This window comes from Stenotrophomonas sp. RIT309 (assembly GCF_000632045.1).
GTDB lineage: Bacteria > Pseudomonadota > Gammaproteobacteria > Xanthomonadales > Xanthomonadaceae > Stenotrophomonas > Stenotrophomonas indicatrix.
Window position 1 is genome coordinate 188,875 of sequence record NZ_JFYS01000012.1, and the last position, 24,311, is coordinate 213,185.

Sequence of the window (24,311 nt, forward strand, 5' to 3'; positions counted from 1 at the left end):
GGCCGTCACCGCGCCCGTACCGGTTGCCGCAGCACCGTTTTCAGGCGAGCAGGCTCTACCTTGCGTGGGTCGCCCAGGTAGATCTCATGATGCGGCCCGGCGAAGGTCAGCCCCTGTGCCGGCATGATCCGTTCATGCAGTTCGGCCAGCGTCGGGCCCTCGTCATCGTAGGCGCCTACATGCAGCGTCTGCAGGCACAGGCCTTCCTCGTAAAGCGCCAGGCGCAGGCTCTGCGGCGCGGTACCACGCTTGTCCGATGCCTTGGCAACCGCTTCGCTGAAACGCGGAACGTCGACGTCCAGCGGTGTGCGGATCATCATCGTCCAGCGCCACGCGTGCTTGCGCCGTGCCACGAAGCTGGACGGGTCGTCGGCCCACCACAGTCCCTCCAGCGGCGGCACCACGTAGTCCCGTCCTTCGGCCTTCATCGCGAACTTCAGTGCGTAGCTGACCGAGTACAGCCACTCCACCGCATCGCGATAGGCCGGCGCCTGGTTCGGATCACCCTGGCCATCGACCATCACGAAGGACATCGGCGGCACCTCGATCCGCACGAACGAGCCGACCGGTGGCCGGTACAGCGCCTTGTCCTGCGTCTTGAAGTCGATCTTCGCCGGCGTGGTGGCGGACCGGGTCATTGCGCGGCTCCGTTGGCAGGCCCCTTCAGCTCCACCGTGTTGCCGTCCGGATCCTTGAAGTACAACGACAATCCGTCGCCCTCGGCACCGAAGTTGACTTCGGCCGGCCCCGGTACCGGTACGCCGTGGGCGGCCAGGTGGGCGACCAGCGCGGCTTCGTCGAAGGGGTGCACGCGCAGGCACAGGTGGTCGACATTGCGCCCTTCGCTGCCCGGTCCGCTGCCGCCGTGGCGACCGAGCGTGCCGTCCAGGCTGATCAGGTCGATCATCGATGCACCCGCGCGCAGGTGCACCAGGCCCAGGTGCTCGCGCCGCCGCACCACCGCGCAGCCCAGCACCTGGCCATAGAAGGCTTCGCTGCGGGCCAGATCGCGCACCCTCAGCACCAGGTGGTCGATGCGTTCAACGCTGAAGGGTCTGTCCATGCCGGGTTCCTCGAAGAAAGGGGAGTCACAACTTGCTGAACCTGTTCAGTCGACTTTGCCGAACGAGGGGCCTCGTCGCCCTCGTGGCCGATGCTACGCTGCCGTCCCCGCGCGTTCTGCCTGCCGCAATGGCGCGGTGCGACAACGTGTCGCATCCAGATCCGGGCCTTTCCTGCGCCTGATCATTGTCAATGCCTTTCTTAAATGGTGGGTGACGGCCTAAAATTGAAAGGCTGACTCGACCCCACCTCACCTGCCTGTCTTCTGGACGGGTGGGCCCGGCTTTGGCCGGTGCGGGCAGGACGGGGAACGGCATTCCCTCGCAATTGGATCGACCGATGATTCCGTTGAAAACCCTTGGGCGCTGGTTGCGCCCGGGCCTGCTGCTCGCATTGCTGGTGATGCTCACCGGCTGCGATGCCGTGGCCATCCTCAGTCCGAAGGGCCAGATCGGCCAGGATGAAAAGACACTGCTGATCACGGCCACCGTGCTCATGCTGCTGGTCGTCATCCCGGTCATCATCATGACCCTGACCTTCGCGTGGAAGTATCGCGCCTCCAACACCAAGGCCCGCTACGAGCCGAAGTGGTCCCACTCGACGGCGATCGAGGTGGTGGTTTGGTCGATCCCCTGCATGATCGTGCTGGTCCTGGCGGTGCTGACCTGGCGGTCCTCGCACGCGCTGGATCCGTACAAGCCCCTGGAATCGGACGTCAAGCCGGTCACCATCCAGGCGATCTCGCTGGACTGGAAGTGGCTGTTCATCTATCCGGAAGAGAAGGTCGCGGTCGTCAACGAGATCAAGTTCCCGGTCAACACCCCGCTGAACTTCGAGATCACCTCCGATACGGTGATGAATGCGTTCTTCATCCCGCACCTGGGCAGCATGATCTATTCGATGGCGGCGATGGAGACCAAGCTCCACCTGATCGCCAACGAGACCGGTGAATTCCCGGGCATGTCCTCGCACTACAGCGGTGCAGGCTTCGCCAAGATGCATTTCACTGCCTACTCGGTCACCGATGCGCAGTACCGCCAGTGGCTGGACCAGGTCCGTGCCGGCGAGCAGAGCCTGGACAAGGCCTCGTTCAAGGCGCTGGGTGAAGCGAAGAATTCCGAGTGGTACCCGGTCACCTACTTCGGCAAGGTTGAAGACAACCTGTTCGACTGGGTCATCGCCAAGCACATGGGCGACAACAAGCACTACGGCATGAAGCATTCCCATGCGGGTGCGGCTGCTGCCGATGCGTCCAGCCATGAAGCGCACGAGGGGCACGCCCCGAGCGACGCGCATGATGCCAAGGAATCCGGGAAGAACCTGGATGCCACCGAAGAACACGAACACGCTGGCCATGAAGGCCACATGGGTTCGGGAGAATGAACATGTTGGGAAAACTCTCTCTTGAGTCGATCCCCCACGATCCAATCGTGCTGACCACTCTGGTCGGTGCGGTGCTGGGTGGCTTGGGCGTGATGGCCCTGATCACCAAGTTCAAGCTGTGGGGCTATCTGTGGAAGGAGTGGTTCACCTCGGTGGATCACAAGAAGATCGGCGTGATGTACATCATCGTCGCCTTCGTCATGCTGCTGCGCGGTTTCTCCGACGCGATCATGATGCGTACCCAGCAGGCCATCGCCGTTGGCGGTTCCGAGGGTTACCTGCCGCCGCACCACTACGACCAGATCTTCACCGCCCACGGCGTGATCATGATCTTCTTCGTGGCGATGCCGCTGATCACCGGCCTGATGAACCTGGCCGTGCCGCTGCAGATCGGTGCGCGCGACGTCGCGTTCCCGTTCGTCAACTCGCTCAGCTTCTGGCTGTTCGTGTCCGGTGCGGTGCTGATCATGCTGTCGCTGTGGATCGGTGAATTCGCCGCCACCGGCTGGCTGGCCTTCCCGCCACTGTCGGGCATCGAGTACAGCAACAATGTAGGTATGGACTACTACATATGGGGACTACAGGTGGCGGGTCTGGGTACCACGTTGAGTGGTATCAACTTCTTCATCACCATCCTCAAGATGCGCACCCCGAGCATGAAGCTCATGCAGATGCCGGTCTTCACCTGGACCGCTCTGGTGACCAACGTGCTGATCGTCGCCGCCTTCCCGGTGCTGACCATCACCCTGGTGCTGCTGACCCTGGACCGTTACCTGGGTACGCACTTCTTCACCAATGACGGTGGCGGCAACGCCATGCTGTACATCAACCTGATCTGGATCTGGGGCCACCCGGAAGTCTATATCCTGGTGCTGCCGGCCTTCGGCGTGTTCTCCGAGGTCATCGCGACCTTCTCGCGCAAGGCCCTGTTCGGCTACAAGGGCATGGTCTACGCCACCGCCTGCATCGGCGTGCTGTCGTTCATCGTGTGGCTGCACCACTTCTTCACCATGGGCTCGGGTGCCAACGTCAATGCCTTCTTCGGCATCACGACGATGATCATCTCCATCCCCACCGGCGTGAAGATCTTCAACTGGTTGTTCACCATGTTCCGCGGTCGCGTGCAGTTCACCACGCCCGTGCTGTGGACCATCGGCTTCATGGTCACCTTCACCATCGGCGGCATGACCGGCGTGATGCTGGCGATCCCGGCCATCGACTTCGTGCTGCACAACAGCCTGTTCCTGATCGCCCACTTCCACAACGTCATCATCGGCGGCGTGGTGTTCGGCATGTTCGCCGGCATCACCTACTGGTGGCCGAAGATGTTCGGCTTCCGCCTCAACGAGTTCTGGGGCAAGTGCGCGTTCTGGTGCTGGTTCATCGGCTTCTATGTGACCTTCATGCCGATGTACGTGCTGGGCTTCATGGGCATGACCCGTCGTCTGCAGAGCACCGTCAACCCGGCCTACGAGCCGTTCCTGCTGGTGGCCGCTGTGGGCGCCTTCATCGTGGGTGCCGGCATCCTGTGCCAGATCATCCAGGTGGCCGTGTCGATCCGCGACCGCAAGAAGACCGCCGACCTGACCGGCGACCCGTGGGATGCCCGTACGCTGGAGTGGGAAACCTCTTCGCCGCCGGCCTTCTACAACTTCGGCACCCTGCCGGAAGTCACCGAGCTGGACGATTTCTGGGAGCGCAAGCAGCGTGGTGAAGCCTGGCCGAAGCCGGCCAAGTACACCGACATCCACATGCCGCGCAACACCGGCACCGGCGTTGTCATCGGCGCCTTCAGCCTGGTGTTCGGCTTTGCGATGATCTGGCACATCTGGTGGCTGGCCATCATCGGCTTCGTCGGCATGATCGCCACGTTCATCTACCGCACCTTCGACCAGGACGTGGACTACTGGGTCCCGGCTGCCGAGGTGGAACGCATCGAGAACGAACACCGCAAGCACCTGGAAGCCCAGGGCCTGGTGAAGTCGGAGCTGAAGGCATGAGCACCAATACCTCGACCCTGAGCCACGGGCACGCCGCACACGCGGCGGCCCATGGCCATGACGACCACGAGCACCACGACACCGGCGGCAACACCGTCTTCGGTTTCTGGGTGTACCTGATGAGCGACTGCCTCATCTTCGCCTCGCTGTTTGCCACCTACGTGGTGCTGGCCGGCGGCACTGATGGCGGCCCCGGCGCGAAGGACCTGTTCGAGCTGCCGTTCGTGGCGTGGGAAACCGCGCTGCTGCTGACCTCGTCGCTGACTTTCGGCCTGGGCATGATCTCCATGCACCGCAAGCAGGTCGGCCAGATGTTCCTGTGGCTGGGCATCACCTGGCTGCTGGGCTTCGGCTTCATGTGCATGGAAGTCTATGAATTCCAGCACCTGATCCATCAGGGCTACGGTCCGGACCGCAGTGCGTTCCTGTCGGCGTTCTTCGCCCTGGTCGGTACCCACGGCCTGCACGTCAGCGCCGGCCTGCTGTGGCTGCTGGTGATGTTCGTGCAGCTGAAGAAGTACGGCCTGACCCCGACCAACAAGACCCGCATGGCGTGCCTGAGCCTGTTCTGGCACTTCCTGGACCTGATCTGGATCGGCGTGTTCTCCGTCGTCTACCTCAATGGAGCGCTGTAATGGCACATGACAACCATGCACACGACCACGCCGCCGGCGGCGAAAGCCACGGCACCGTGAAGTCGTACCTGATCGGCTTCGTGCTGGCGGTGGTGCTGACCGTCATCCCGTTCTACATGGTGATGTCGGGTGATTTCTCGCGCACCGTCAACGGTGTGGTAATCGCCATCACCGCGGTGCTGCAGATGCTGGTCCACCTGGTGTTCTTCCTGCACCTGGACCGCTCGTCGGAGAGCCGCTGGAACGTCAACGCTGCGGCCTTCACCGTGGTGGTGATCGGCATCATCGTGGTCGGTACCCTGTGGGTCATGCACAACATGAACGTGCACATGATGCACTGACGTCTTCGCGACATTGCCACGCAGAAAGGCCGCCCCCGGGCGGCCTTTCTGTTTGTTGCGCGATCGCGGGGAACGCATCCACGCATGGCGTGGATCTACCCGTCACCGCGAAGTCCCCGCACAGTAGATCCACGCCATGCGTGGATGCAGTTGCCGTTCAATGCATCCGGGGTATGCAGTAGATCCACGCCATGCGTGGATGCAGTTGCCGTTCAATGCACCCGGAGGATGCAGTAGATCCACGCCATGCGTGGATGCGGTTGCCGTTCAATGCACCCGGAGGATGCAGTAGATCCACGCCATGCGTGGATGCGGTTGCCTCTCAACCCACCTTGCGCAGGAATTCCTCGGCCTCCATCGGCCGCCCCAGGTGGTAACCCTGCAGCTGGTCGCAGCCCAGCTCGCTCAGGTAGTCGCGCTGGGCCTGGGTCTCCACGCCCTCGGCCACCACCTGCAGCTGCAGGGTACGGCCCAGCGCGATGATCGAGGACACGATGGCGGAATCTTCGTCATTGCGTTCAAGGTCATGCACGAACGCCCGGTCGATCTTCAGCTCGGTGGCCGGCATGCGCTTGAGGTACAGCAGGCTGGAATAGCCGGTACCGAAATCATCGATGGCGATGTGCACGCCCATCGCGGTCAGGTCGTTGAGGATCGCCAGGCTGGCCTCGACATCCTTCATCGCCGTGGTTTCGGTGATCTCCAGGGTCAGCCGCGCCGGGTCGATGCGGTGCCGCTGCAGGACTGAACGCACGCTCTCCAGCAGGGCCGGTGAGGCGAATTGCAGCGGCGACAGGTTCACCGCCATCGTCCAATGGCTGTGTCCGCCGTCATGCCAGGCCCGCAGCTGCGCGCACGCCTGGTCCAGCACCCAGTCGCCGATCGGCAGGATCAGGCCGCTGCGCTCGGCGATGGGAATGAACACGTCCGGCGCCAGCAGGCCCAGTTCCGGGTGCTGCCAGCGCAGCAGCGCCTCGGCGCCGGTGGCCGGTGCATCGGCCGCCGGGAATTTCGGCTGGTAGTGCAGCAGCAGCTCGTTGCGCGCGATCGCCTTGCGCAGGTCCTGCAGCAGCCGCAGCTGGCGGTTGGCACTGAGCTGCATCGAGGGAATGAAGAAGGTGTAGCCGTTGCGGCCGGTTTCCTTGGTGTGGTACATCGCCGCATCGGCATGTGCCATCAACTCGCGTTCGTCGCTGGCATCGTCCGGATACAGGGCAATGCCCAGGCTGGCGGTGACCTGCAGCTCGGCCGCGTCCAGCACGAACGGTTCACCTGCCGCGGCGATCACCCGCTCGGCGACCACCACCGCATCATCAGGCGTATCGATGGCCAGCACGATCACGAACTCGTCGCCGCCGAGGCGGGCGAGGGTGTCCTGCGGGCGCAGCTGCGCGCCCAGGCGCTGGGCCACTGCGACCAGCAGGCGGTCACCCAGCTGGTGGCCATAGGCATCGTTGACGGCCTTGAAGCCATCCAGGTCGCAGAACATCACCGCCACCGACTGCTGGCGGCGTTGCGCCTTCTCGATGGCCTGCTCGATGCGATCCTGCAGCAGCATGCGGTTCGGCAGCTGGGTCAGCGGGTCGTGCAGTGCGGCCTGGATCAGCTTGTCGTTGGCGTGTGCCAGGGAATCGGCCAGCAGGCCGGTGCGCACGCGCATCTGGCGGTCGAACAGCGAGGCCACCAGGGCGATGCCGAGCGTGGCCAGGGTGGTCACGATCACCAGCACTGCCAGCCAGCGGGGATCGATGCCGCCGCTGCCTATGGCGCCGCAGACGCTGCCTGGCGGGAAGCGCGCGGCGGCCATGCCGGTGTAGTGCATGCCGACGATGGCCAGGCCCATCACCAGCGACGCCAGCATCCGCAGGCGCACCGTGTTGCGCTGTTCCACGCGCAGCCGGAAGGCAATCCACAGCGCTGCACCGGCGGCAGCGATGGCCACTGCGATCGACGCGGCAAACCAGCCGGGGTGGTAATCGATACCGGGCTGCATGCGCATGGCCGCCATGCCCAGGTAGTGCATGGCGGCGATACCCAGTCCCATCAGCACCGCACCCGCGGCCAGCCGCTGCAACGGCAGGCTGGGGCGCGACACCAGCCACAGCGCATAGGCCGACGCGCCGATCGACACCGCCAGCGAATACAGGGTGATCGCCAGGTCGTAACCGACCGGAACCGGCAGCTTGAAGGCCAGCATCGCGATGAAGTGCATCGACCAGATGCCCAGGCCCATCGCGGCGGCACCGCCGGCCAGCCACCAGCGGGCGACCCGGCCCTGGGCCGTGGCCAGGCGGCCGGCCATATCCAGCGCGGTATACGATGCCAGCATGGCCACCAGCAACGAGATGGCGACCAGGCTCTGACTGTAACTACCAGTCATGTTGAATCCAGAGGAGGAGGGAGGGGCGCCCGCAAGGCGCACGCCCGCCACCGCTATCGGCACCGACGGGTGGGACTTGAGTGGTCGCAGCAGCTGCGACCCGGCTCGGCTATCCTGCCACGCTCGTTGCCCCTGCAGGAAATCTCCGATGGCCAAAGCCCGCACCGCGTATGTCTGCAATGAATGCGGCGCCGAATACAGCAAGTGGCAAGGCCAGTGCACCGAGTGCAATGCCTGGAACTCGCTGTCGGAAATCGTCCTTGAGAGCGCTGCGGCGGCCAAGGCGCCCGCCTCGCGCCGTGCCGGCTGGGCGGGCAAGATCGACCCGCCGAAGATCACCGCACTGAAGGACGTGGCGCAGACCGAACACAACCGGGTCAGCACCGGCATCGGTGAATTCGATCGCGTGCTCGGCGGCGGCCTGGTCGAGGGCGCGGTGGTGCTGGTCGGTGGTGATCCGGGCATCGGCAAATCCACCCTGCTGCTGCAGGCGGTGGCGAAGATGGCTGCGGTCCTGCCGGTGCTCTACGTCACCGGCGAAGAATCACTGGCCCAGGTCGCCGGCCGCGCGCATCGGCTGGAGCTGCCGCTGGAGGGCGTCAACGCGCTGGCCGAGACCGGTGTCGAATCCATCCTGCAACACGCCACCAAGAGTGGGCCGCGGCTGATCGTGGCCGACTCGGTACAGACGCTCTGGACCGAGACGCTGACCGCCGCGCCCGGTTCGGTCAGCCAGGTGCGCGAGAGTGCCGCACGGCTGGTGCGCTTCGCCAAGGAAACCGGAACCGCCGTGTTCCTGGTCGGCCATGTGACCAAGGAAGGCGGCATCGCCGGCCCGCGCGTGCTGGAGCACATGGTCGATGCCGTGCTGTATTTCGAAGGCGAGAGCGGCAGCCGCTTCCGCCTGCTGCGCGCGTTCAAGAACCGCTTTGGTGCGGTCAATGAGCTGGGCGTGTTCGCGATGGGCGACAAGGGCCTGAAGGAGGTCTCCAATCCGTCGGCGATCTTCCTTTCCGGTGCCAGCACGCACCAGCCGGGCAGCTGCGTGATGGTTACCCGCGAGGGCACCCGGCCGCTGCTGGTGGAAGTGCAGGCGCTGGTCGACGCCTCGCCGCTGTCCAATCCGCGCCGCGTGGCGGTGGGGCTGGAGCAGAACCGCCTGGCCATGCTGCTGGCGGTGCTGCATCGGCATGGCGGCGTGCTGGTCGGCGACCAGGACGTGTTCGTCAACGTGGTCGGCGGCATCCGCGTGCAGGAGACCGCCGCCGACCTGCCGGTGCTGCTGGCGGTGCTGTCCTCGCTGCAGGACCGTCCGCTGGCCGAGAAGACCATCGCGTTCGGCGAAGTCGGCCTGTCCGGTGAAATCCGGCCGGTGCCCAACGGCGAGGACCGCCTGCGGGAGGCGGCGACCCACGGTTTCAAGCGCGCCATCGTGCCCAAGGCCAATGCCCCCAAGGGCGGCTCGGTGAAGGGCATGGAAGTGATCGCGGTCGAACGCCTGTCCGAGGCCATCGACGCGGCGTGACCGGGGTCGGGTCCGTGCTCGGACCTGCAGATGCGGCCGACGGCACAGCAGCGGTCAGCCAGCCTGTGCTAGTTTTCCCGGCTCGACGAAGGCGCCCCCTGGCGCCTTTCCGTGGCAAGGAGTAATCGTTTACATGCAGGACCCGATGTTCAGCACCCCCGCCGCCGAAATCCGCCGCGCCGGGGTCGATCTCAATGGACTGATGACGGTGCTGGGCAAGCACCTGTATTCCACGCCGATGGTGGCGCTGCGCGAGCTTGTGCAGAACGCGCACGATTCGATCATCCGTCGCCGTATCGAGCAGCCCGGCATCCAGAGTGTGTCGCGCATCGACGTGCAGGTCGATGTCGCCGCCGGCGTGCTGCGCATCACCGATACCGGTGCCGGCCTGACCCGGCAGGAAATCCACGATTACCTGGCCACGGTCGGTGTCGGTTACACCCGGGGCCTGCGCCAGGACGGCGAGGACGATGAAGGCCTGATCGGCATGTTCGGCCTGGGTTTCCTGTCGGCCTTCGTATTGGCGCGTCGTGTCAGCGTGCGCACCACCTCGTACCAGGCGCCGCAGCTGGGCCACCTGTACGTGTCCAGCAACGCCGAGCAGTACACCGTCAGCGAAGTGCCGGCGCGCGCGATCGGCACCGAGGTCGAGCTGGAGCTGCATCCGGACTTCCTGCCGCTGGCCAACGAAGCGCGCCTGCACGAGGTGCTGGGCCGCTACTGCGCGCTGCTGTCCGAGCCGATCTTCATCGGTGCGGCGGCCGCCGCGATCAATCCCGAACCGCCGCCGTGGCGCGGGCAGGGTGACGTCGCCCTGCATCCGGTGCAGGCACGCCGCCAGGCGCAGCAGTTCGCGGCCCGTTTCGAACACGATTTCGAGCCCATCGTGACGATGCCGCTGCAGCCCGATGGCAGCAGCGACGCCGTCGGCATGCTCTGGGTGCAGGACGGTGCCACCTACGGCACCAGCGACAACCGCAACCTGTCGGTGTTCGTGCGCGGCATGCTGCTGGACGACGATGCACGCGACCTGCTGCCGCCTTGGGCCGGTTTCATCGGCGGGGTGATCGAATCGTCGAAGCTGACCCCGACCGCCAGCCGCGAGGACCTGCAGCGCGATGACCACTATCGCGCCGTGCAGCACGCCCTGCTGGAAGCGCTGATCGATGGCCTGGCCGACGTCGCCCGGCAGCAGCCCGAAGCCTGGCGCCGCGTACTCAGCCGCCACAATGAAGCCCTGCTGGGCGCGGCGCTGTGCGATGAGCGCCTGTTCGACCTGCTGCTGGAACACGTGCGGGTGCCGACTTCGCAGGGTGACCTGCCGGCCAGCGCGTTGCCGGCGCGCGGCGCGGTGCACGTGATCCTCGACAACGGTGGCGGCTTCGAGGAAATGCTGTTCCGCGCGATGGGCGTGCCGGTCGCGCATGGTCATCGCTACGCGGTGGTGCCGTTCCTGCGGCGCTGGGCCCAGGCCAAGGGCCTGCGCCTGGTCGAACTGGGTACCGAGCAGGGCAACCGCGCACTGTTCCGCACCGACGACAGCCTTGACGATACGCAGTTGGCCTGGCTGCGCGAACACCTGGGCGATGGCGAACAGCTGCTGCCGGCGCGGTTCAGCCCCGAGGCGCTGCCGGTGGTGGTGGTGCCCGACCGCGAAGCCGAACTGAAACAGCGCCTGGAAGACGACGAGAACGACAAGCGCGTATCGATGGCGGCATTGCGGCTGGCGCGCCAGTTCACCGCGCGCATCGAGGCGCGTGCGCCGTCGCGGCTGTACCTCAACCTGGACAATCCAGCGGTGCAGGCGTTGCTGCAGGCCCAGCGCGAGGGCCACCCGCAGGCCGGGGCGGCCGCGCGCCTGCTGCGATCGCTGAAGATCATCGTGTCCGCACAGGGCCGGCCGCTGCAGCAGAGCGCGGCGACGCCGGGCCCCGATCTCAATGGTGCATTTACCGACATTGCCGGTGCCCTGCAGCAGATGCTGCGCTGAGCACCGCTACTCCCTCTCATCCAGCCTTCGCTAGACAGGAGCATTACCCCCATGGATATCTGGAACTGGGTCGAAAAACTTCAGGAAGACCTGCGCCAGGCAGGCCAGGCGCAGAACGCCCACCTGCTGACCCGCCTTGCCGATGAAGTCAGTGAACTGCAGGTCGACCGCGTCGATGCACTGCTGCCCGAAGCGCGCGCGCTGGGCAAGGCGTTGGACAACCCCTGGGTCGACGTCTATGTCGGCCATTGGGCGCTGCGCAACCGCGTCGGCAACCGCGTGGAAGGCGAAAGCGCGCTGGGCGAGTCGGTGGCGCTGTTCGAGCGCGCACACCGTGCCGATACCCTGGACTGCCCGCAGTCGATCTGCGTCACCCAGGATCTTGCCGCCTGCTACGGCAACATCGATGGTCCGGGCTGGGTGCCCGAACGCATCGAGGTCTGCGACGAGACGCTGGGCCGCATCGACCCGAGCTGGGCCTGCTTCCAGTGCCTGAGCTGCGAGAAGGCCGACGCGCTGCTGGACGACGGCCGCGGCCAGGACGCGCTGGATTACCTGCAGGTGCAGGCGGCGGCGATCCAGGCGCGCGGCAAGGAAGTGTTCGACAGCTTCCCTGAAATGCAGATCAAGATCCTGCTGGCCAGCGGCCGTGCGCAGGAAGCGCTGGCGCTGATCGAGAAGCGCGAAGCCGAAGTGGCCGCTGCGGGCGAATACGAGCCTGCCAACTGCACGGTGCCGCGCCGGCTGTCCAAGGCCTGGGCAATGGCCCAGCTGGGGCGCGATGAAGAGGCGCTGCAGCAGCTGGTGCCATGGAGCGAGCTGACGCCGAATCACTGGCGGTTGTGGGCCAATACGGCTTCGACACTGTGCAGCCGTGATGCCGCCCGCAACACCTGGGATCTGGGAACGCGCTTCAACACGATCATCGAGCACTTTGCCGCTGTCGGCGCGCATCGCCTGGTGATCGAGATCGCCGCGTTGAGCCTTGAGCTGGCCCTGCAGCGCGGTGCACGCTGGGTGGCGCAGCGCCAGCTGGGTCTGGCCCGCACCCATCTGGCGCAGCTGCGCCAGGACCGCGGCGCTGCCGCACTGGTGGCCGGTCTGGCGGCACGCATCGAAGCGCTGCCGCAGATGGCGCCGCTGCCGGTGCCTGCCGCTGAGCTGCTGGCGTGGCTGGAAGCGCAGGGCGAACAGAACCAGTCGCGCGATCCCGAGCGCGAAGCGCAGTGGCTGCTGCAGGCGCACGCCGAGCGGCCGGACGACGGCGCGCTGGCCGAAGTTGCCGCCTCGGCGCTGCACGCATGTGGCGCGAAGACGGAAGCGCAGGCGCTGCTGTGGGACTTCGTGCGCGGCCACGCGCAGGAAGACGGCGCGGCGGCCTACACGCTGATGCGTTGGCTGGCCGAGCAGGGCGATGATGATGGCCTGCGCAGGCTGGCCGCGACCTACCGCGACAGCGTGCCGGTGTTCGCGCACTGGTGCGAGGTGCAGCGTGCACGGCGCGCGTCCGACTGGCCTGCATTGGAACAGGCCGCGCAGGCATTGCTGGCGTTGTCGCCAGACTCGAACGGCGCACGCGGGACGCTTGCCCGCATGTACATGGAGACCGGCCGCTTCAGCGAAGCGCAGGCCTGCTATGCGCAGCTGGTGGAACTGCTGGAAGAGCCCAGTGCCGCGCATTGGGACCATATGAGTGCGGCCAGTGCGGCGCGCGACTGGGATGCGGTGCGCCGCTCGGCGGCAGCAATCGGCATGGAACTGTCCAGCCAGCAGGGCGTGGTCGAAGAGCCTTGGGGCTGGGTGATCATCCGCAGCGAAGAAGGCGGCGAGCCGATGGAGTACTACGCCCGCCGCAGCGGCCCGGTGACCGCGCGCATCGTCGAGAACGCACCGGCCAACCGCGCGCAGCAGGTGGGGGACTGGGTGGTGTTCGACGCCGGCCTGGTACACCCCGCACCAGAGGACGAAGCGGAGCGCGAGCACTTCATACCGACCTATGCACAGGTGCATGTGCTGGAGCGGGGTGGTTTCGCGCGCAGCTGGCTGGTCGACGGCGCGCACCCGGGCGAGGAGGCATGGAACGCTTTCGTGGAGGCAGCCGAGGGACAGGGCTGGAAGGTGTGGTCGCACAGCCGTGCGGACTACACCGTGACCGATCCGGATGCGGAAGACGGGACGTTGCCGGGCCTGTTGTTCACCGTCGCCCAGCCGCAGGACCATGCGCCGCTGGCGCTGCACCGCTTCCTGCAGCAGGCCACGGCGGACTGGGCACATCCACACTGCTGGCTGCGCCTGGCCGAGGCCTGCGACCAGGACCGCCAGCCGCATCTGGACGCGATCGAACGGTACGGGTTGTAATCCCTGCCGCGCTGCGCGTTCGCCGGGCCATGCCCGGCGTCCTTCCACCGTCAAGGAACTGGATATGAGAAAGACAGGGACGTGGGTGATCATCGGCCTGCTGCTGGCCCCCACCGTGCAGGCCGCGCCGGCCTGCCAGCAACCGGCTGACGTGGCGCGGGCCTTCTTCGAAGCGACCACCGGCAAGGGCGACCTGCTGGAGCCGCCGCAGGCGCTGGTCAGTGCGGCGTTTGCCAAGGCGCTGCACGGCGAGCGTGCCTGCCAGGTGCGCGAAGAGGGCATCTGCACGCTCGATTCCGATCCGTGGCTGGACGCGCAGGACGGGGAGATCGACAGCCCGGTGCGCTACAGCTGGAAGCAGGCCTCCGCCACGGCCGGCCAGGTCGAAATGCGCTATCCGGTCTGGGGCAAGGCCTACGTGACCCGCGTGCCGATGGTGCGCAAAGGAGAGGGCTGCTGGCAGGTCGACGACATCCTCACCAACAGTGGTCGCTCGGTGCGCAGGATCCTGGCCCAGCCGCTGCCTTGAGCATCCGGGGCATCCACGCATGGCGTGGATCTACCGTGCTCCGACTGCCGGCCGCTGGCCGGCACGCCTCTAGCGCGAATGCCCGAACACCAGCTCGATCACGAACTGGCTGCCGAAGAACGCCAGCAGCAGCAACAGCATCGCCGTCAGCGTCCAATGCACTGCCTTCGTGCCGCGCCAGCCATAGCGGCGGCGGCCGATCAGCAGCACGCCGAACACAATCCACGACAGCACGCTCAGCACCGTCTTGTGCACCAGCTTCTGCGCCAGCAGGTCGTCGACGAACAGCACGCCGGTAACCAGGGTCAGGGTCAGCAGGGCGAAGCCGACGGTGATCACCCTGAACAGCAGCGATTCCAGATCGGCCATCGGCGGCAGCGCACGCAGCCACGGACGGAATTCACGGCGCCGCAGCGCACGCTCCTGCAGCCACAGCATGATCGCCAGCAGCGCGGCGATGCTCAGCGTGGCGTAGGCCAGCAGTGCCAGCCAGGCGTGGCTGGCCAAGCGCCAGCCCAGCACCTTGCTCGGTTCATGGCCGTAGCCGTGGTAGACCACCAGCAGCAGCGCGGCCAGCGGGAACACCACTACGCCCAGAGTGGACATGCGCCCGCGCGCGCCCACCAGCGAGGTCAGCCAGGCCATTCCCAGGCCGACCAGCGACAACGCAGCGAAGAAGTGCATGTCGGGGCCGCCGGTCGTGCGCATCGCCACCAGCACGTGGTAACCGCCATGCAGCAGCATCGCCGGCAGCGCAGGCCACAGCCAGGCGGGCGAGGTCACCCCGTCGTTGCGACCAAGGGCGCGCACCAGCAGGGCGCTGGCGGCCAGGTAGAGCAGGACGGCGATGAGAACGATTGTCATCGTTGAAGTTTCGCATACCCCCGCGGTGCTGGCGACGGGCGTGGCGTCGCAGTCCGGGGAGCGCGGTGGACCCGTTATACTGTGAGCCTTATTGTCCCCCGCTTTCAGACAGGTTGCGCCGCATGTTCGAGTCCCTGACCCAGCGCCTTTCCGGCACCATCGAGCGCCTGCGCGGCCGTGGCCGCCTGACCGAAGAGAACATCCGCGAGGCGACCCGCGAGGTCCGCATCGCCCTGCTTGAAGCCGACGTCGCGCTGCCGGTGGTGCAGGCCCTGATCGAACGCATCAAGGTGCGTGCGGTCGGCCAGGAAGTGCTGAAGTCGCTGACCCCGGGCCAGGCCCTGATCAAGGTCGTGCGCGACGAGCTGACCGCGGTGATGGGCGCCGAAGCCAGCGACCTGAACCTCAACGTTCCCGCGCCGGCCATCATCCTGATGGCGGGCCTGCAGGGCGCCGGCAAGACCACCACGGTCGGCAAGCTGGCCAAGCACCTGAAGGAAAAGCGCAAGAAGAAGGTGATGGTGGTCTCGGCCGACGTCTACCGTCCGGCGGCGATCGAGCAGCTGAAGACGCTGGCCGACCAGGTGGGCGTGCTGTTCTTCGCGTCCAGCGCCGAGCAGAAGCCGGAGGCCATCGTCCGCGCCGCCATCGATGACGCGCGCAAGTCGTTCGTCGACGTGCTGCTGGTCGATACCGCCGGCCGCCTGGCCATCGACGAAGCGATGATGGCCGAGATCAAGGCCCTGCACGCTGCGGTCAACCCGGCTGAAACGCTGTTCGTGGTCGATGCCATGACCGGCCAGGACGCGGCCAATACCGCCAAGGCCTTCGGTGATGCGTTGCCGCTGACCGGCGTTGTCCTGACCAAGACCGACGGTGACGCCCGTGGCGGCGCCGCGCTGAGCGTGCGCTACATCACCGGCAAGCCGATCAAGTTCGTCGGTGTCAGCGAAAAGCCGGAAGGCCTGGACGTGTTCCACCCGGACCGTATCGCCAGCCGCATCCTCGACATGGGCGACGTGCTGTCGCTGGTCGAGCAGGTCGAGCAGCAGGTCGACAAGGACAAGGCGCAGAAGCTGGCCGAGAAGGTCGCCAAGGGCAAGAAGTTCGATCTGAACGACATGCGCGACCAGCTCGAGCAGATGCAGAACATGGGCGGCATCGGCGGCCTGATGGACAAGCTGCCGGGACTGGGCCAGATTCCCGAGCACCTCAAGCAGCAGGTCAGCCAGGGCAAGGAAGTGCCGCGCATGATCGCCATCATCGGCTCGATGACCAAGAAGGAACGGCGCAACCCGAACCTGCTCAATGGCTCGCGTCGCGCCCGCATCGCCAAGGGCTCGGGCGTGACCCCGGCCGACGTCAACAAGCTCATGAAGCAGTACATGCAGATGGAAAAGATGATGAGCAAGATGGCCGGTGGCGGCATGAAGGGCATGATGCGCAGCATGAAGGGCATGATGGGCGCCATGGGCGGCCGTGGCATGCCGTTCCGCTGAGCGCGCGCTGTATCGAACGCTTGAACAACCCGCGGAATCAATCAAAGGAATGTGCATGAACAAGTCGATCGTGGTGATGGCGCTGGCGCTGGCCCTGGGCCTGGTTGCCTGCAAGGACGACACCTCCGTGTCGCAGAAGGCCGGTAGTGCCATCAGTGGTACCGCTGCCGATTTCGTCGCCGGGCTGGGCGAGGGCGTGGACAAGCGCATGAACGTGACGCTGCAGGCCGATCCGGGCCTGGCCGCGCAGGGCCTCACCGTCACCCTCGGCAAGAGCCGTGGCATGGGCTCCAAGGACGCGGCGGTGTACGTGGTGGCGGACAAGGCCTTCAAGGGCAAGCTGGTGGCGCGTGCGCTGGATGCCGAGGGCACCGAGATCGGTCGCGCCAGCGCCGAGGAAGAGTTCGCCGCTGATGACGCGCGCTACGTGACGTTCAAGTTCAACGAAGAAATGGACAGCCAGCTGGTCCGCACCTACGCGGTGTCTGCACGCTGAGCCAGGCGGGAGCGGATCGCCCGCGGCGACGCTCCCGTCCACAGTGTCTGGCGTATGCTGGCAGCGACTCCTCCCACAGGTGCGTCGCGTGAGCCTTTCGCCGATTCTCGAACGCGCCGACGATTTCTGTCGGCGTTTTTCATTGCAGCTGCCGATCCTGCTGGCACCGATGGCCGGTGCCTGTCCGGTTCCGCTTTCCGCCGCGCTGGCCAACGCCGGCAGCATGGGCGCGATGGGGGCCGTGTTGTCGCCGGCGGCGGATATCGGTCGCTGGATGCAGGACTTCCGTGCAGCGTCCAGCGGGCCGGCGCAGGTGAACCTGTGGTTGCCCGATCCCGCGCCGGTGCGCGATGTGGCCGCCGAGGCCGCCACGCGTGCGTTCCTGGGCCAGTGGGGGCCGGAGGTTGCGGCCAGCGCAGCGGATGCTACGCCTGCCGATTTCGAGGAGCAGTTCAGTGCGCTGCTGGCGGCACGGCCGGCGGTGGCCTCGACCATCATGGGCGTGCTGTCGCCGCTTCATGTGCAGCAGTTGAAGGATGCGGGCATCGCCTGGATCGCCTGCGCTACGACGCTGGCCGAAGCGCGTGCTGCGCAGGACGCGGGTGCTGACGCGGTGGTCGCGCAGGGCGCCGAAGCCGGCGGCCATCGCGGCGCCTTCGATCCGATGCGTGCAGAGCAGCAGCTGGTCGGCCTGTTCGCACTGCTGCCGCGGCTGGCGGACAACCTGAGTATTCCGGTGATCGCTGCGGGCGGAATCGGCGACGGTCGCGGCATTGCTGCTGCCCTGATGCTCGGGGCCAGCGCCGTGCAGATCGGCACGGCCTTCCTGCGCACACCCGAAGCAGCGGTGGCGCCGGCATGGGCCGATGCGTTGGCCCGCAGCGAACCCGAAGACACCTGGCCGACGCGCGCGTTCAGTGGGCGCCTGGGCCGCGGCCTGGCGACTGCCTACGTGCGTGCAGCTGCTGCCGAGGGCGCACCCGCGCCGCGCCCGTACCCTGTGCAGCGTGGCCTGACTGGACCGATGCGCAAGCAGGCCACGCAGGAAAACCGGCTTGCTGCGATGCAGGCCTGGGCCGGGCAGTCGGCATGGATGGCACCGGCAGCGCCGGCCGCCGACGTGCTGCGTGGCATGTGGGAACAGGCACAGGCGCTGCTGCGATGACGGTGACCTGCAACGGCGCAACGGCGCGGGCCGAAGACCTGCTGCCGGCGCTGACCAACTACGGCCACTTCACCTCGTTGCAGGTGCGCGGCAACGCGGTGCAGGGGCTTGATCTGCATCTGCAGCGGCTGGCGCGGGCAACGCAGGAACTCTTCGGCAGCGGGCTCGATATCGCGCAGGTGCAGGTGTGGATGGCGCAGGCGCTGCAACAGGCCGGCCAGGTCGACGCATCGATGCGGGTCACCGTGTTCTCGCGCCGTTTCGATTTCCGCGCGCCTCTGGCAAGCGTGCCGGTGGATGTACTGGTTGCCGTCTCCGCGCCGGTCGCGTTGACCGCGCCGAAACGCGTACGCAGCGCGACATGGCAGCGAGAGCTGCCGCAGATCAAGCATGTCGGTACGTTTGGACTGTTCGCCCAGCGCCGTGCCGCGTTGGCAGCGGGTTTCGACGATGCGCTGTTCGTCACTGGCGACGGGCAGATCAGCGAGGGAACCACCTGGAACCTGGCCGTGCATGACGGCGAACACCTGATCTGGCCACAGGCGCCTGCGCTGCGGGGAACCGCTGAAGCGCTGCTGCAGGCGGGCTGGGTGGGCCCACAGGAGGCCCGGCCGTTGCGGCTGGATGAGCTGGCCGGCATGCAGGCCGCCTTCGCCTGCAACGCCAGTGGGGTGTGGGCGCTGGATGCCATCAATGGTCAGGCGCTGCCGGGTTCGCAGGCCCTGGCCGAACAGGGCAGGGCGGTGTTGGCCCGGGTGCCCTGGCAGTCGCTTTCCTGAATGGAACCGTTGGAGTCAGAACCCTTTTGCTCGGTAAAAGGGATCTGACCCCGGGGTAGACGCCCGGGGTTGGCTCGGCCGGACTCTGCCGCTATAATCGCCCGCTTACCGCGCCATCCTGGCGACTGGGCAATAGGAAAAAACCACCATGGTCAAGATTCGACTGACCCGCGGCGGCGCCAAGAAGCGTCCGTTCTACCACATCATCGTCACCGACGTCCGCAGCGCCCGCGACGGCCGCAACATCGAGCGCGTTGGCTTCTACAACCCGGTTGCACAGGGCGGCGAGAAGCGCATCGAGCTGGACCTGGCCCGCGTTGACCATTGGGTCAAGAACGGCGCCCAGCCGACCGAGAAAGTTCGCAACCTGATCAAGGAAGCGAGCAAGTCCCAGGCCGCTGCGGCCTGATCCTGACGGGCCGCACCCTGGTGCGGCCCATCTGATTGAACGCAGATGAAAGATAACGAGCGCCGCATCCTGCTTGGCAGGATTGTCGGCGCTTTTGGTGTGCGCGGCGAAATAAAGCTCGAGTCCTGGACCGAGCCGCGTTCCGCTATTTTCCGTTACCAACCGTGGATCCTGCGCAGCCCCAACGGGCAGGAATCGACGCTTGAAGGCGCCCGTGGCCGGGATACCGGCAAGCATCTGGTGGCCCGTTTCCCGGGCATCGAGGATCGCGACACGGTCGAGGCGATGCATGGCACCGAGGTCTTCGTGGCCCGAAGTGCGCTGCCGCCGCCGAATGCCGACGAGTATTACTGGGTCGATCTGGAAGGCCTGGATGTGAAGACCGTCGAAGGCGTTGCCCTCGGCCAGGTCTCGCACCTGTTCAGTACCGGCGCCAACGATGTGGTGGTCGTACGCGGTGATCGCGAGCGGATGATTCCGTTCGTCGTGCCGGAGTTCGTCAAATCCGTCGACTTCGAGGCCAATCTGGTCGTGGTCGACTGGGACCCCGAGTTCTGAGTGTGAGCATGCGTTTCGACGTCATCACCCTGTTCCCCGATTTCCTCGCCCAGTCCGCTGGGCTGGGCGTGGTCGGCCGTGCGCAGGAAAAGGGATTGTTCAGCCTGCATGGCTGGAATCCCCGTGACTACGCCGAGGGCAACTACCGCCGGGTGGACGATCGTCCGTTCGGCGGTGGCCCGGGCATGGTGATGCTGATCGAACCGCTGCAGGCCTGCCTGCAGGCGATCCGTGAGGCCGATCCGACGCCTGCGCGGGTGATCCATCTCAGCCCGCAGGGCGCGCCGTTGACCCAGGCCAAGGTGCGGGAACTGGCGGCATTGCCGCGCATGGTCCTGCTCTGCGGCCGCTATGAAGGCATCGACGAGCGTTTCCTGGCCGCCAATGTCGATGAGGAGATTTCCCTCGGCGACTATGTGCTGTCCGGCGGCGAGCTGGGGGCGGCGGTCATCATCGACGCGGTGGCCCGGCTGCAGGAAGGCGCCTTGAATGACGCCGAATCCGCGGCGCAGGACAGTTTCGAGGGCGACCTCGGCCTGCTCGACTGCCCGCATTACAGCCAGCCGGCCCAGCATCCGCTGGGGGACGTGCCGGACGTGCTGCGCTCGGGCAACCATGCCGCCATCGCCGCCTGGCGCCGGCAGCAGTCGTTGATCCGTACCGCACAGCGGCGCCCGGACCTGCTGGATGAACAGGCGCTGGGCAAGGCCGACCGCAAGCTGCTGGCCCTGGCCCGCCAGGTCCCGGCGGGAAAGGGCAAGGTCTAGCGCCAGCCCTGCTTTATCGGCTATCATGGCCAATTACGCCGGCCCCGGCCGGTGCGCAGTACCCAAAACAAACGTGCAGCACAGTCCGGTGACTGCATGAGCCCACGCTGTCGAATGACACGCCCACCCGAACAATGAATCGGTGTAACCCATGAGCAAGCTGAACAAGTCCATCGTCGCGGAATTCGAATCCGCCCAGATCACCCGCGAACTGCCGCAGTTCAGCCAGGGCGACACCATTGTCGTCAACGTGAAGGTGAAGGAAGGTACCCGCGAGCGCGTGCAGGCCTATGAAGGCGTTGTCATCGCGACCAAGAACGGCGGCCTGAACTCCTCGTTCACCGTGCGCAAGATCTCGCACGGCTACGGCGTCGAGCGCGTGTTCCAGACCCACAGCGCCATCATCGACTCGGTCGAAGTGAAGCGTCGTGGTAAGGTCCGCGCCGGCAAGCTGTACTACCTGCGTGGCCTGGAAGGCAAGGCTGCCCGCATCAAGGAAGATCTGGCTGCTGCTGCTGCCGCCAAGGCTGCCCGTCTGGCAACCAAGGGCTGATAAACAACTTCGGTTGTTGCCGCGACGGCCGCCTTCGGGCGGCCGTTTGCGTTTGTGCTGCCGCCTCGTTAGTTTCAGTGAATGGATGAGAGCGACCATCGATACCCGGCGGACATCCAGGTGGCGTTGCGCTTCCTGGACCGTTCCGGGGTGCCACGGAGGGAAGCGGCCCCCTTGCTGCACCGCATGCTGTGGCGGCTGGGTGTCGCGCTGCCGCCGCCGATACTGGCCGGTTTCCTGACCAATACGCTGCTGCAGGGCCTGCTGTTTGGCGTGTTCTGGACGGTACTGATGTGGCTGCTGTTGTGGCAGGGCAGGGCCCCGGCGCTGGAACTGCTGTTGCTTGCCGGGGTGGCGGCAGGCGTGATGTTCGGCCTGGTGATGGCCACCCTGATGTGGTTCCTGCGCGGGGCCCGCAAGCTGCCCACCTGGCGGCAGTTCCGCAGCAGCCTCTGAGACCATGGCGCAGTGCGCCGTGACCGCTGCCGGGCGGCGGCGTACGCTCGGGCCTTCGACCCTCATGGCCCCTGCGATGCCCGCCAAGCGACCTGCCAGCAGTGCCGCGCCGAAGCTGCTGTCCGGCGGTAACCCGCAGATCGCCAAGGGTGAGGGCGATGCGCCCGTGCAGGCTTATATCGCTGCCATGCCGGACTGGAAACGGGCCGTTGGTGAGCGTCTGGACGCCCTGATCGAACAGGCCGTGCCCGGCGTGCACAAGGCAGTGAAATGGAACTCGCCGATGTACGGCGTTGCTGCCGGCGAGGGCTGGTTCCTCAGCTTCCATTGCTTCGCCCGCTACATCAAGGTCGCATTCTTCCGCGGCGCGCTGTTGCAGCCTGTTCCGCCTGAACCGTCCAAGAGCGCCGACACGCGCTACCTGCACATCCTTGGGGACGAGCCGCTGGACGAGGCGCGGTTCCTCGACTGGGTGCGGCAGGCCAGCCAGCTGCCTGGCGAACGCATGTAATCCCCCAGGTTCTTTCCCCGAACGAGACCACGCGATGGCCACGCAGAAGTCCGATCCCGCAGATGCCGCTCTCCCCGCTGCCGCCCTGATTGACGCCCGCATCGCCGAGCTCCCTGATTGGCGCGGCGACATCCTCGCCCGCGTGCGCGCGCTGATCCACGAGGCGCTGCCGGACGTGGAGGAAACCTGGAAATGGCGCGGCACACCGGTGTGGGAACACAATGGCATCCTGTGCACCGGCGAAACCTACAAGCAGGCAGTGAAGCTGACCTTCGCCCACGGCGCCGCGTTGCCGGACCCGAAGCGCCTGTTCAATGCCAGCCTGGAAGGCGGCACACGCCGCGCGATCGACATCCACGAAGGCGGCATGCCCAACGCCGCGGCGCTGAAAGCACTGCTGCGCGCCGCCGCCAGGCACAACGCGGAAAAGAAAAAGCGGTAGTGCCGGCCGCTGGCCGGCAATCCCATGGACTTCCCAGGTATCGCGCGGTTGCCGGCCAGCGGCCGGCACTACCGGTACATGTTCAACGCGGTGGAATGGTTTCCAGCGCCGCATCCGGGTCGGCCACCGGCGAAGGCGGACAGGCGGGAATCTCCGAGGGCGTGGCGAGTTCTTCGGCATGCACCGGTGTACTGATCATCTTCGCCTTACGCCAGCCACCCCAGCGGTAATACGCCAGCGACAGCAGCATCGACACCAGCGAGCCGGCCGGGAAACTCCACCAGATCGCATCGGCACCCCAGTACGGCTGCAGGAATTCGGCGAACGGCACGCGCACGCCCCACAGCGACGCGGCCAGGATCAGCAGCGGTGGCAGCACCGCGCCGGTGGAGCGCACCACGCCGGAGATCACGAAGCTGACGCCGAAGAACAGGAATGAACCGATCACGATGTGGTTCAGGTGCCGCGCGATCTGCAGCGACTCGCTGCCCTGCGGAAGGAACAAGGCCAGCGAATACTGGTCCAGCAGCACCAGCGGCAGGATCAACGCGCCGGTCAGCAGGAAGTTGAACGCGATGCCCTGGCGTGCGGTACCGCGCACGCGATCCCAGCGCTGCGCACCGACATTCTGCGCGGCCATCGACGAACACGCCGCACCGATCGCCATCGCCGGCATCTGCACATAGTTCCACAGCTGCAGCGATGCACCGTAGGCTGCGCCGGTGTCAGTGCCGTACTGGTTGACCATGGTCATCAGCATGATCACCGACAGCGAGATCAGCACCATCTGCAGGCCCATCGGCACGCCCTTGACCACCAGCGCGCGCAGGATGGTCATGTCCAGCTTGAACAGGTGCATGTCGGCGCGGCCCAGCCACAGCGTGTGCCGCTTGTGCCGCATGTACAGCAGCAGGCCGGCCAGCGACAGCGTCTGCGACACCAGCGTGGCCCAGGCCGAGCCGGCGATGCCCAGTTCCGGGAACGGCCCCATGCCGAAGATCAGCACCGGGTTCAGGGCGATGTCCAGCACCACCGAGACCAGCAGGAAGCGGAAGGGCGTGCGCGAATCGCCGGCACCGCGCAGCGCCGCACTGAGGAAGGCGAAGGCGTACAGCGTTGGCATCGCTAGGAAGATGATGCGCAGGTAGGCCTCGGCCAACGGCAGCGAGGCGGCGGGCGTGCCCATCGCCGCCAGCAGCGGGTGGGCCAGGAACCAGCCGGCGATGGCGATGATCACCGACAGGCCGATGAAGAACGTGGCGCTGGTGCCGACCACGCGTCGTGCCTGGGCGATGTCGCGCGCACCGATGGCCTGGCCGATCAGGATGGTCGAGGCCATGCCGAAGCCGAACACCGAACCGATCAGGAAGAACATGATGTTGTTGGCGTTCGCGGTCGCGGTCAGTGCCGCTTCGCCAAGGAAGCGCCCCACCCATACCGCATTCACCGAGCCGTTCAGCGACTGCGCGATGTTGCCTGCCAGGATCGGCAGCGCGAACAGCAGCAGGTTGCGGCCGATCGGGCCGGAGGTCAGGTCAAGCGGCGCTTTGGCCATGGAGTGGTGATCGATTCCCGGGAGGCGCACACTAGCATCAAGCCGGTTTGCAGG

Annotated in this window: 24 protein-coding genes; 19 read left to right on the plus strand and 5 right to left on the minus strand. The window is 66.3% G+C overall.

Annotation, left to right across the window (positions count from 1 at the left end; genetic code table 11):
• Positions 1-5: 5 nt before the first annotated feature.
• Together BW38_RS12230 and BW38_RS12225 are read right to left on the minus strand one after the other, a co-directional pair.
• Positions 6-638, minus strand: a complete 633-nt coding sequence (locus tag BW38_RS12230) for a GyrI-like domain-containing protein (protein WP_032975988.1) — start codon at positions 636-638, stop codon at positions 6-8.
• Entirely contained in the window at positions 635-1,063 is a 429-nt protein-coding gene (locus tag BW38_RS12225) for a VOC family protein (RefSeq protein WP_032975989.1), read from the minus strand. The genes BW38_RS12230 and BW38_RS12225 overlap by 4 nt, the downstream gene beginning before the upstream one ends.
• A 338-nt stretch (positions 1,064-1,401) precedes the next feature.
• Between BW38_RS12225 and cyoA the strand changes: the two genes are divergently transcribed.
• Genes cyoA through cyoD form a run of 4 tightly spaced genes read left to right on the plus strand, consistent with a single transcriptional unit; the run spans position 1,402 to position 5,421 of the window.
• Positions 1,402-2,445 carry a ubiquinol oxidase subunit II gene (gene cyoA / locus BW38_RS12220; RefSeq protein WP_025873834.1) on the plus strand — a complete coding sequence of 348 codons (1,044 nt, stop codon included), beginning with the start codon at positions 1,402-1,404 and terminating at the stop codon, positions 2,443-2,445.
• A gap of 2 nt (positions 2,446-2,447) precedes the next feature.
• Complete coding sequence (cyoB, locus tag BW38_RS12215) at positions 2,448-4,445, plus strand: cytochrome o ubiquinol oxidase subunit I (protein ID WP_025873833.1); 1,998 nt, start codon at positions 2,448-2,450, stop codon at positions 4,443-4,445.
• The gene (gene cyoC, locus BW38_RS12210; RefSeq protein ID WP_025873832.1) at positions 4,442-5,080 is read left to right on the plus strand and encodes a cytochrome o ubiquinol oxidase subunit III; all 639 of its coding nucleotides are present in this window, start codon (positions 4,442-4,444) and stop codon (positions 5,078-5,080) included. Before cyoB ends, cyoC begins: the two co-directional genes overlap by 4 nt.
• A complete protein-coding gene (cyoD, locus tag BW38_RS12205; protein WP_025873831.1) occupies positions 5,080-5,421 on the plus strand; it encodes a cytochrome o ubiquinol oxidase subunit IV in 342 nt (113 codons plus the stop codon). The genes cyoC and cyoD overlap by 1 nt, the downstream gene beginning before the upstream one ends.
• Before the next feature lie 322 nt (positions 5,422-5,743).
• On the opposite strand, the gene BW38_RS12200 is transcribed toward cyoD, so the two are convergent.
• Entirely contained in the window at positions 5,744-7,801 is a 2,058-nt protein-coding gene (locus tag BW38_RS12200) for a bifunctional diguanylate cyclase/phosphodiesterase (protein ID WP_032975990.1), read from the minus strand.
• Positions 7,802-7,949: 148 nt separating this feature from the next.
• Here BW38_RS12200 and radA point away from each other — a divergent pair, with 148 nt between their 5' ends.
• The 4 genes from radA (at position 7,950) to BW38_RS12180 (ending at position 14,203) form a co-directional block, all read left to right on the plus strand.
• Positions 7,950-9,326 (plus strand): DNA repair protein RadA, encoded by a 1,377-nt coding sequence (gene radA, locus BW38_RS12195; protein WP_025873829.1) that lies wholly within the window; start codon positions 7,950-7,952, stop codon positions 9,324-9,326.
• Between the two features lie 133 nt (positions 9,327-9,459).
• Positions 9,460-11,316: an ATP-binding protein gene (locus BW38_RS12190; protein WP_032975991.1), complete on the plus strand. Its 1,857-nt coding sequence runs from the start codon at positions 9,460-9,462 to the stop codon at positions 11,314-11,316.
• A gap of 51 nt (positions 11,317-11,367) precedes the next feature.
• Entirely contained in the window at positions 11,368-13,674 is a 2,307-nt protein-coding gene (locus tag BW38_RS12185) for a tetratricopeptide repeat protein (protein WP_032975992.1), read from the plus strand.
• Between the two features lie 64 nt (positions 13,675-13,738).
• Positions 13,739-14,203: a hypothetical protein gene (locus BW38_RS12180; RefSeq protein ID WP_032975994.1), complete on the plus strand. Its 465-nt coding sequence runs from the start codon at positions 13,739-13,741 to the stop codon at positions 14,201-14,203.
• A 69-nt stretch (positions 14,204-14,272) separates the two neighbouring features.
• Here BW38_RS12180 and ccsA read toward each other — a convergent pair whose 3' ends face one another.
• Positions 14,273-15,067 carry a cytochrome c biogenesis protein CcsA gene (ccsA, locus tag BW38_RS12175; protein WP_025873825.1) on the minus strand — a complete coding sequence of 265 codons (795 nt, stop codon included), beginning with the start codon at positions 15,065-15,067 and terminating at the stop codon, positions 14,273-14,275.
• A gap of 122 nt (positions 15,068-15,189) precedes the next feature.
• Between ccsA and ffh the strand changes: the two genes are divergently transcribed.
• The 11 genes from ffh to BW38_RS12120 all read left to right on the plus strand — a co-directional run bounded on the left by ffh (position 15,190) and on the right by BW38_RS12120 (position 22,702).
• Positions 15,190-16,566 carry a signal recognition particle protein gene (gene ffh, locus BW38_RS12170; protein ID WP_032975995.1) on the plus strand — a complete coding sequence of 459 codons (1,377 nt, stop codon included), beginning with the start codon at positions 15,190-15,192 and terminating at the stop codon, positions 16,564-16,566.
• 55 nt (positions 16,567-16,621) lie between these two features.
• Complete coding sequence (locus BW38_RS12165; RefSeq protein ID WP_032975997.1) at positions 16,622-17,062, plus strand: hypothetical protein; 441 nt, start codon at positions 16,622-16,624, stop codon at positions 17,060-17,062.
• A gap of 88 nt (positions 17,063-17,150) precedes the next feature.
• Positions 17,151-18,227, plus strand: coding sequence for a nitronate monooxygenase (locus BW38_RS12160; RefSeq protein ID WP_032975999.1), 1,077 nt, complete (start codon positions 17,151-17,153; stop codon positions 18,225-18,227).
• Complete coding sequence (locus tag BW38_RS12155) at positions 18,224-19,006, plus strand: aminotransferase class IV family protein (RefSeq protein ID WP_032976000.1); 783 nt, start codon at positions 18,224-18,226, stop codon at positions 19,004-19,006. Before BW38_RS12160 ends, BW38_RS12155 begins: the two co-directional genes overlap by 4 nt.
• 148 nt (positions 19,007-19,154) lie before the next feature.
• Complete coding sequence (gene rpsP / locus BW38_RS12150; RefSeq protein ID WP_025873821.1) at positions 19,155-19,415, plus strand: 30S ribosomal protein S16; 261 nt, start codon at positions 19,155-19,157, stop codon at positions 19,413-19,415.
• Positions 19,416-19,460: 45 nt separating this feature from the next.
• Entirely contained in the window at positions 19,461-19,973 is a 513-nt protein-coding gene (gene rimM, locus BW38_RS12145) for a ribosome maturation factor RimM (protein WP_025873820.1), read from the plus strand.
• 8 nt (positions 19,974-19,981) lie between these two features.
• Complete coding sequence (trmD, locus tag BW38_RS12140) at positions 19,982-20,740, plus strand: tRNA (guanosine(37)-N1)-methyltransferase TrmD (RefSeq protein ID WP_032976069.1); 759 nt, start codon at positions 19,982-19,984, stop codon at positions 20,738-20,740.
• A 151-nt stretch (positions 20,741-20,891) separates the two neighbouring features.
• Positions 20,892-21,293 carry a 50S ribosomal protein L19 gene (rplS, locus tag BW38_RS12135; RefSeq protein WP_025873818.1) on the plus strand — a complete coding sequence of 134 codons (402 nt, stop codon included), beginning with the start codon at positions 20,892-20,894 and terminating at the stop codon, positions 21,291-21,293.
• An 81-nt stretch (positions 21,294-21,374) separates the two neighbouring features.
• A complete protein-coding gene (locus BW38_RS12130; RefSeq protein WP_032976001.1) occupies positions 21,375-21,749 on the plus strand; it encodes a DUF6404 family protein in 375 nt (124 codons plus the stop codon).
• 76 nt (positions 21,750-21,825) lie between these two features.
• Positions 21,826-22,260, plus strand: coding sequence for a DUF1801 domain-containing protein (locus BW38_RS12125; protein ID WP_032976003.1), 435 nt, complete (start codon positions 21,826-21,828; stop codon positions 22,258-22,260).
• A gap of 34 nt (positions 22,261-22,294) precedes the next feature.
• The gene (locus BW38_RS12120) at positions 22,295-22,702 is read left to right on the plus strand and encodes a DUF1801 domain-containing protein (RefSeq protein WP_032976004.1); all 408 of its coding nucleotides are present in this window, start codon (positions 22,295-22,297) and stop codon (positions 22,700-22,702) included.
• A gap of 82 nt (positions 22,703-22,784) precedes the next feature.
• Here BW38_RS12120 and BW38_RS12115 read toward each other — a convergent pair whose 3' ends face one another.
• On the minus strand, positions 22,785-24,257 hold the full coding sequence (locus BW38_RS12115) for an MATE family efflux transporter (protein WP_025873814.1): 1,473 nt from the start codon (positions 24,255-24,257) through the stop codon (positions 22,785-22,787).
• Positions 24,258-24,311 lie beyond the last annotated feature (54 nt).

Coding starts and splice junctions, on each gene's coding strand:
- rplS (WP_025873818.1), top strand. CDS start 20,892: ATGAGCAAGCTGAACAAGTCCATCGTCGCGGAATTCGAATCCGCCCAG.
- trmD (WP_032976069.1), top strand. CDS start 19,982: ATGCGTTTCGACGTCATCACCCTGTTCCCCGATTTCCTCGCCCAGTCC.
- BW38_RS12185 (WP_032975992.1), top strand. CDS start 11,368: ATGGATATCTGGAACTGGGTCGAAAAACTTCAGGAAGACCTGCGCCAG.
- cyoA (WP_025873834.1), top strand. CDS start 1,402: ATGATTCCGTTGAAAACCCTTGGGCGCTGGTTGCGCCCGGGCCTGCTG.
- rpsP (WP_025873821.1), top strand. CDS start 19,155: ATGGTCAAGATTCGACTGACCCGCGGCGGCGCCAAGAAGCGTCCGTTC.
- cyoB (WP_025873833.1), top strand. CDS start 2,448: ATGTTGGGAAAACTCTCTCTTGAGTCGATCCCCCACGATCCAATCGTG.
- BW38_RS12130 (WP_032976001.1), top strand. CDS start 21,375: ATGGATGAGAGCGACCATCGATACCCGGCGGACATCCAGGTGGCGTTG.
- cyoD (WP_025873831.1), top strand. CDS start 5,080: ATGGCACATGACAACCATGCACACGACCACGCCGCCGGCGGCGAAAGC.
- rimM (WP_025873820.1), top strand. CDS start 19,461: ATGAAAGATAACGAGCGCCGCATCCTGCTTGGCAGGATTGTCGGCGCT.
- BW38_RS12180 (WP_032975994.1), top strand. CDS start 13,739: ATGAGAAAGACAGGGACGTGGGTGATCATCGGCCTGCTGCTGGCCCCC.
- BW38_RS12190 (WP_032975991.1), top strand. CDS start 9,460: ATGCAGGACCCGATGTTCAGCACCCCCGCCGCCGAAATCCGCCGCGCC.
- BW38_RS12125 (WP_032976003.1), top strand. CDS start 21,826: ATGCCCGCCAAGCGACCTGCCAGCAGTGCCGCGCCGAAGCTGCTGTCC.
- BW38_RS12200 (WP_032975990.1), bottom strand. CDS start 7,801: ATGACTGGTAGTTACAGTCAGAGCCTGGTCGCCATCTCGTTGCTGGTG.
- BW38_RS12115 (WP_025873814.1), bottom strand. CDS start 24,257: ATGGCCAAAGCGCCGCTTGACCTGACCTCCGGCCCGATCGGCCGCAAC.
- BW38_RS12225 (WP_032975989.1), bottom strand. CDS start 1,063: ATGGACAGACCCTTCAGCGTTGAACGCATCGACCACCTGGTGCTGAGG.
- cyoC (WP_025873832.1), top strand. CDS start 4,442: ATGAGCACCAATACCTCGACCCTGAGCCACGGGCACGCCGCACACGCG.
- BW38_RS12165 (WP_032975997.1), top strand. CDS start 16,622: ATGAACAAGTCGATCGTGGTGATGGCGCTGGCGCTGGCCCTGGGCCTG.
- BW38_RS12155 (WP_032976000.1), top strand. CDS start 18,224: ATGACGGTGACCTGCAACGGCGCAACGGCGCGGGCCGAAGACCTGCTG.
- radA (WP_025873829.1), top strand. CDS start 7,950: ATGGCCAAAGCCCGCACCGCGTATGTCTGCAATGAATGCGGCGCCGAA.
- BW38_RS12230 (WP_032975988.1), bottom strand. CDS start 638: ATGACCCGGTCCGCCACCACGCCGGCGAAGATCGACTTCAAGACGCAG.
- ccsA (WP_025873825.1), bottom strand. CDS start 15,067: ATGACAATCGTTCTCATCGCCGTCCTGCTCTACCTGGCCGCCAGCGCC.
- ffh (WP_032975995.1), top strand. CDS start 15,190: ATGTTCGAGTCCCTGACCCAGCGCCTTTCCGGCACCATCGAGCGCCTG.
- BW38_RS12120 (WP_032976004.1), top strand. CDS start 22,295: ATGGCCACGCAGAAGTCCGATCCCGCAGATGCCGCTCTCCCCGCTGCC.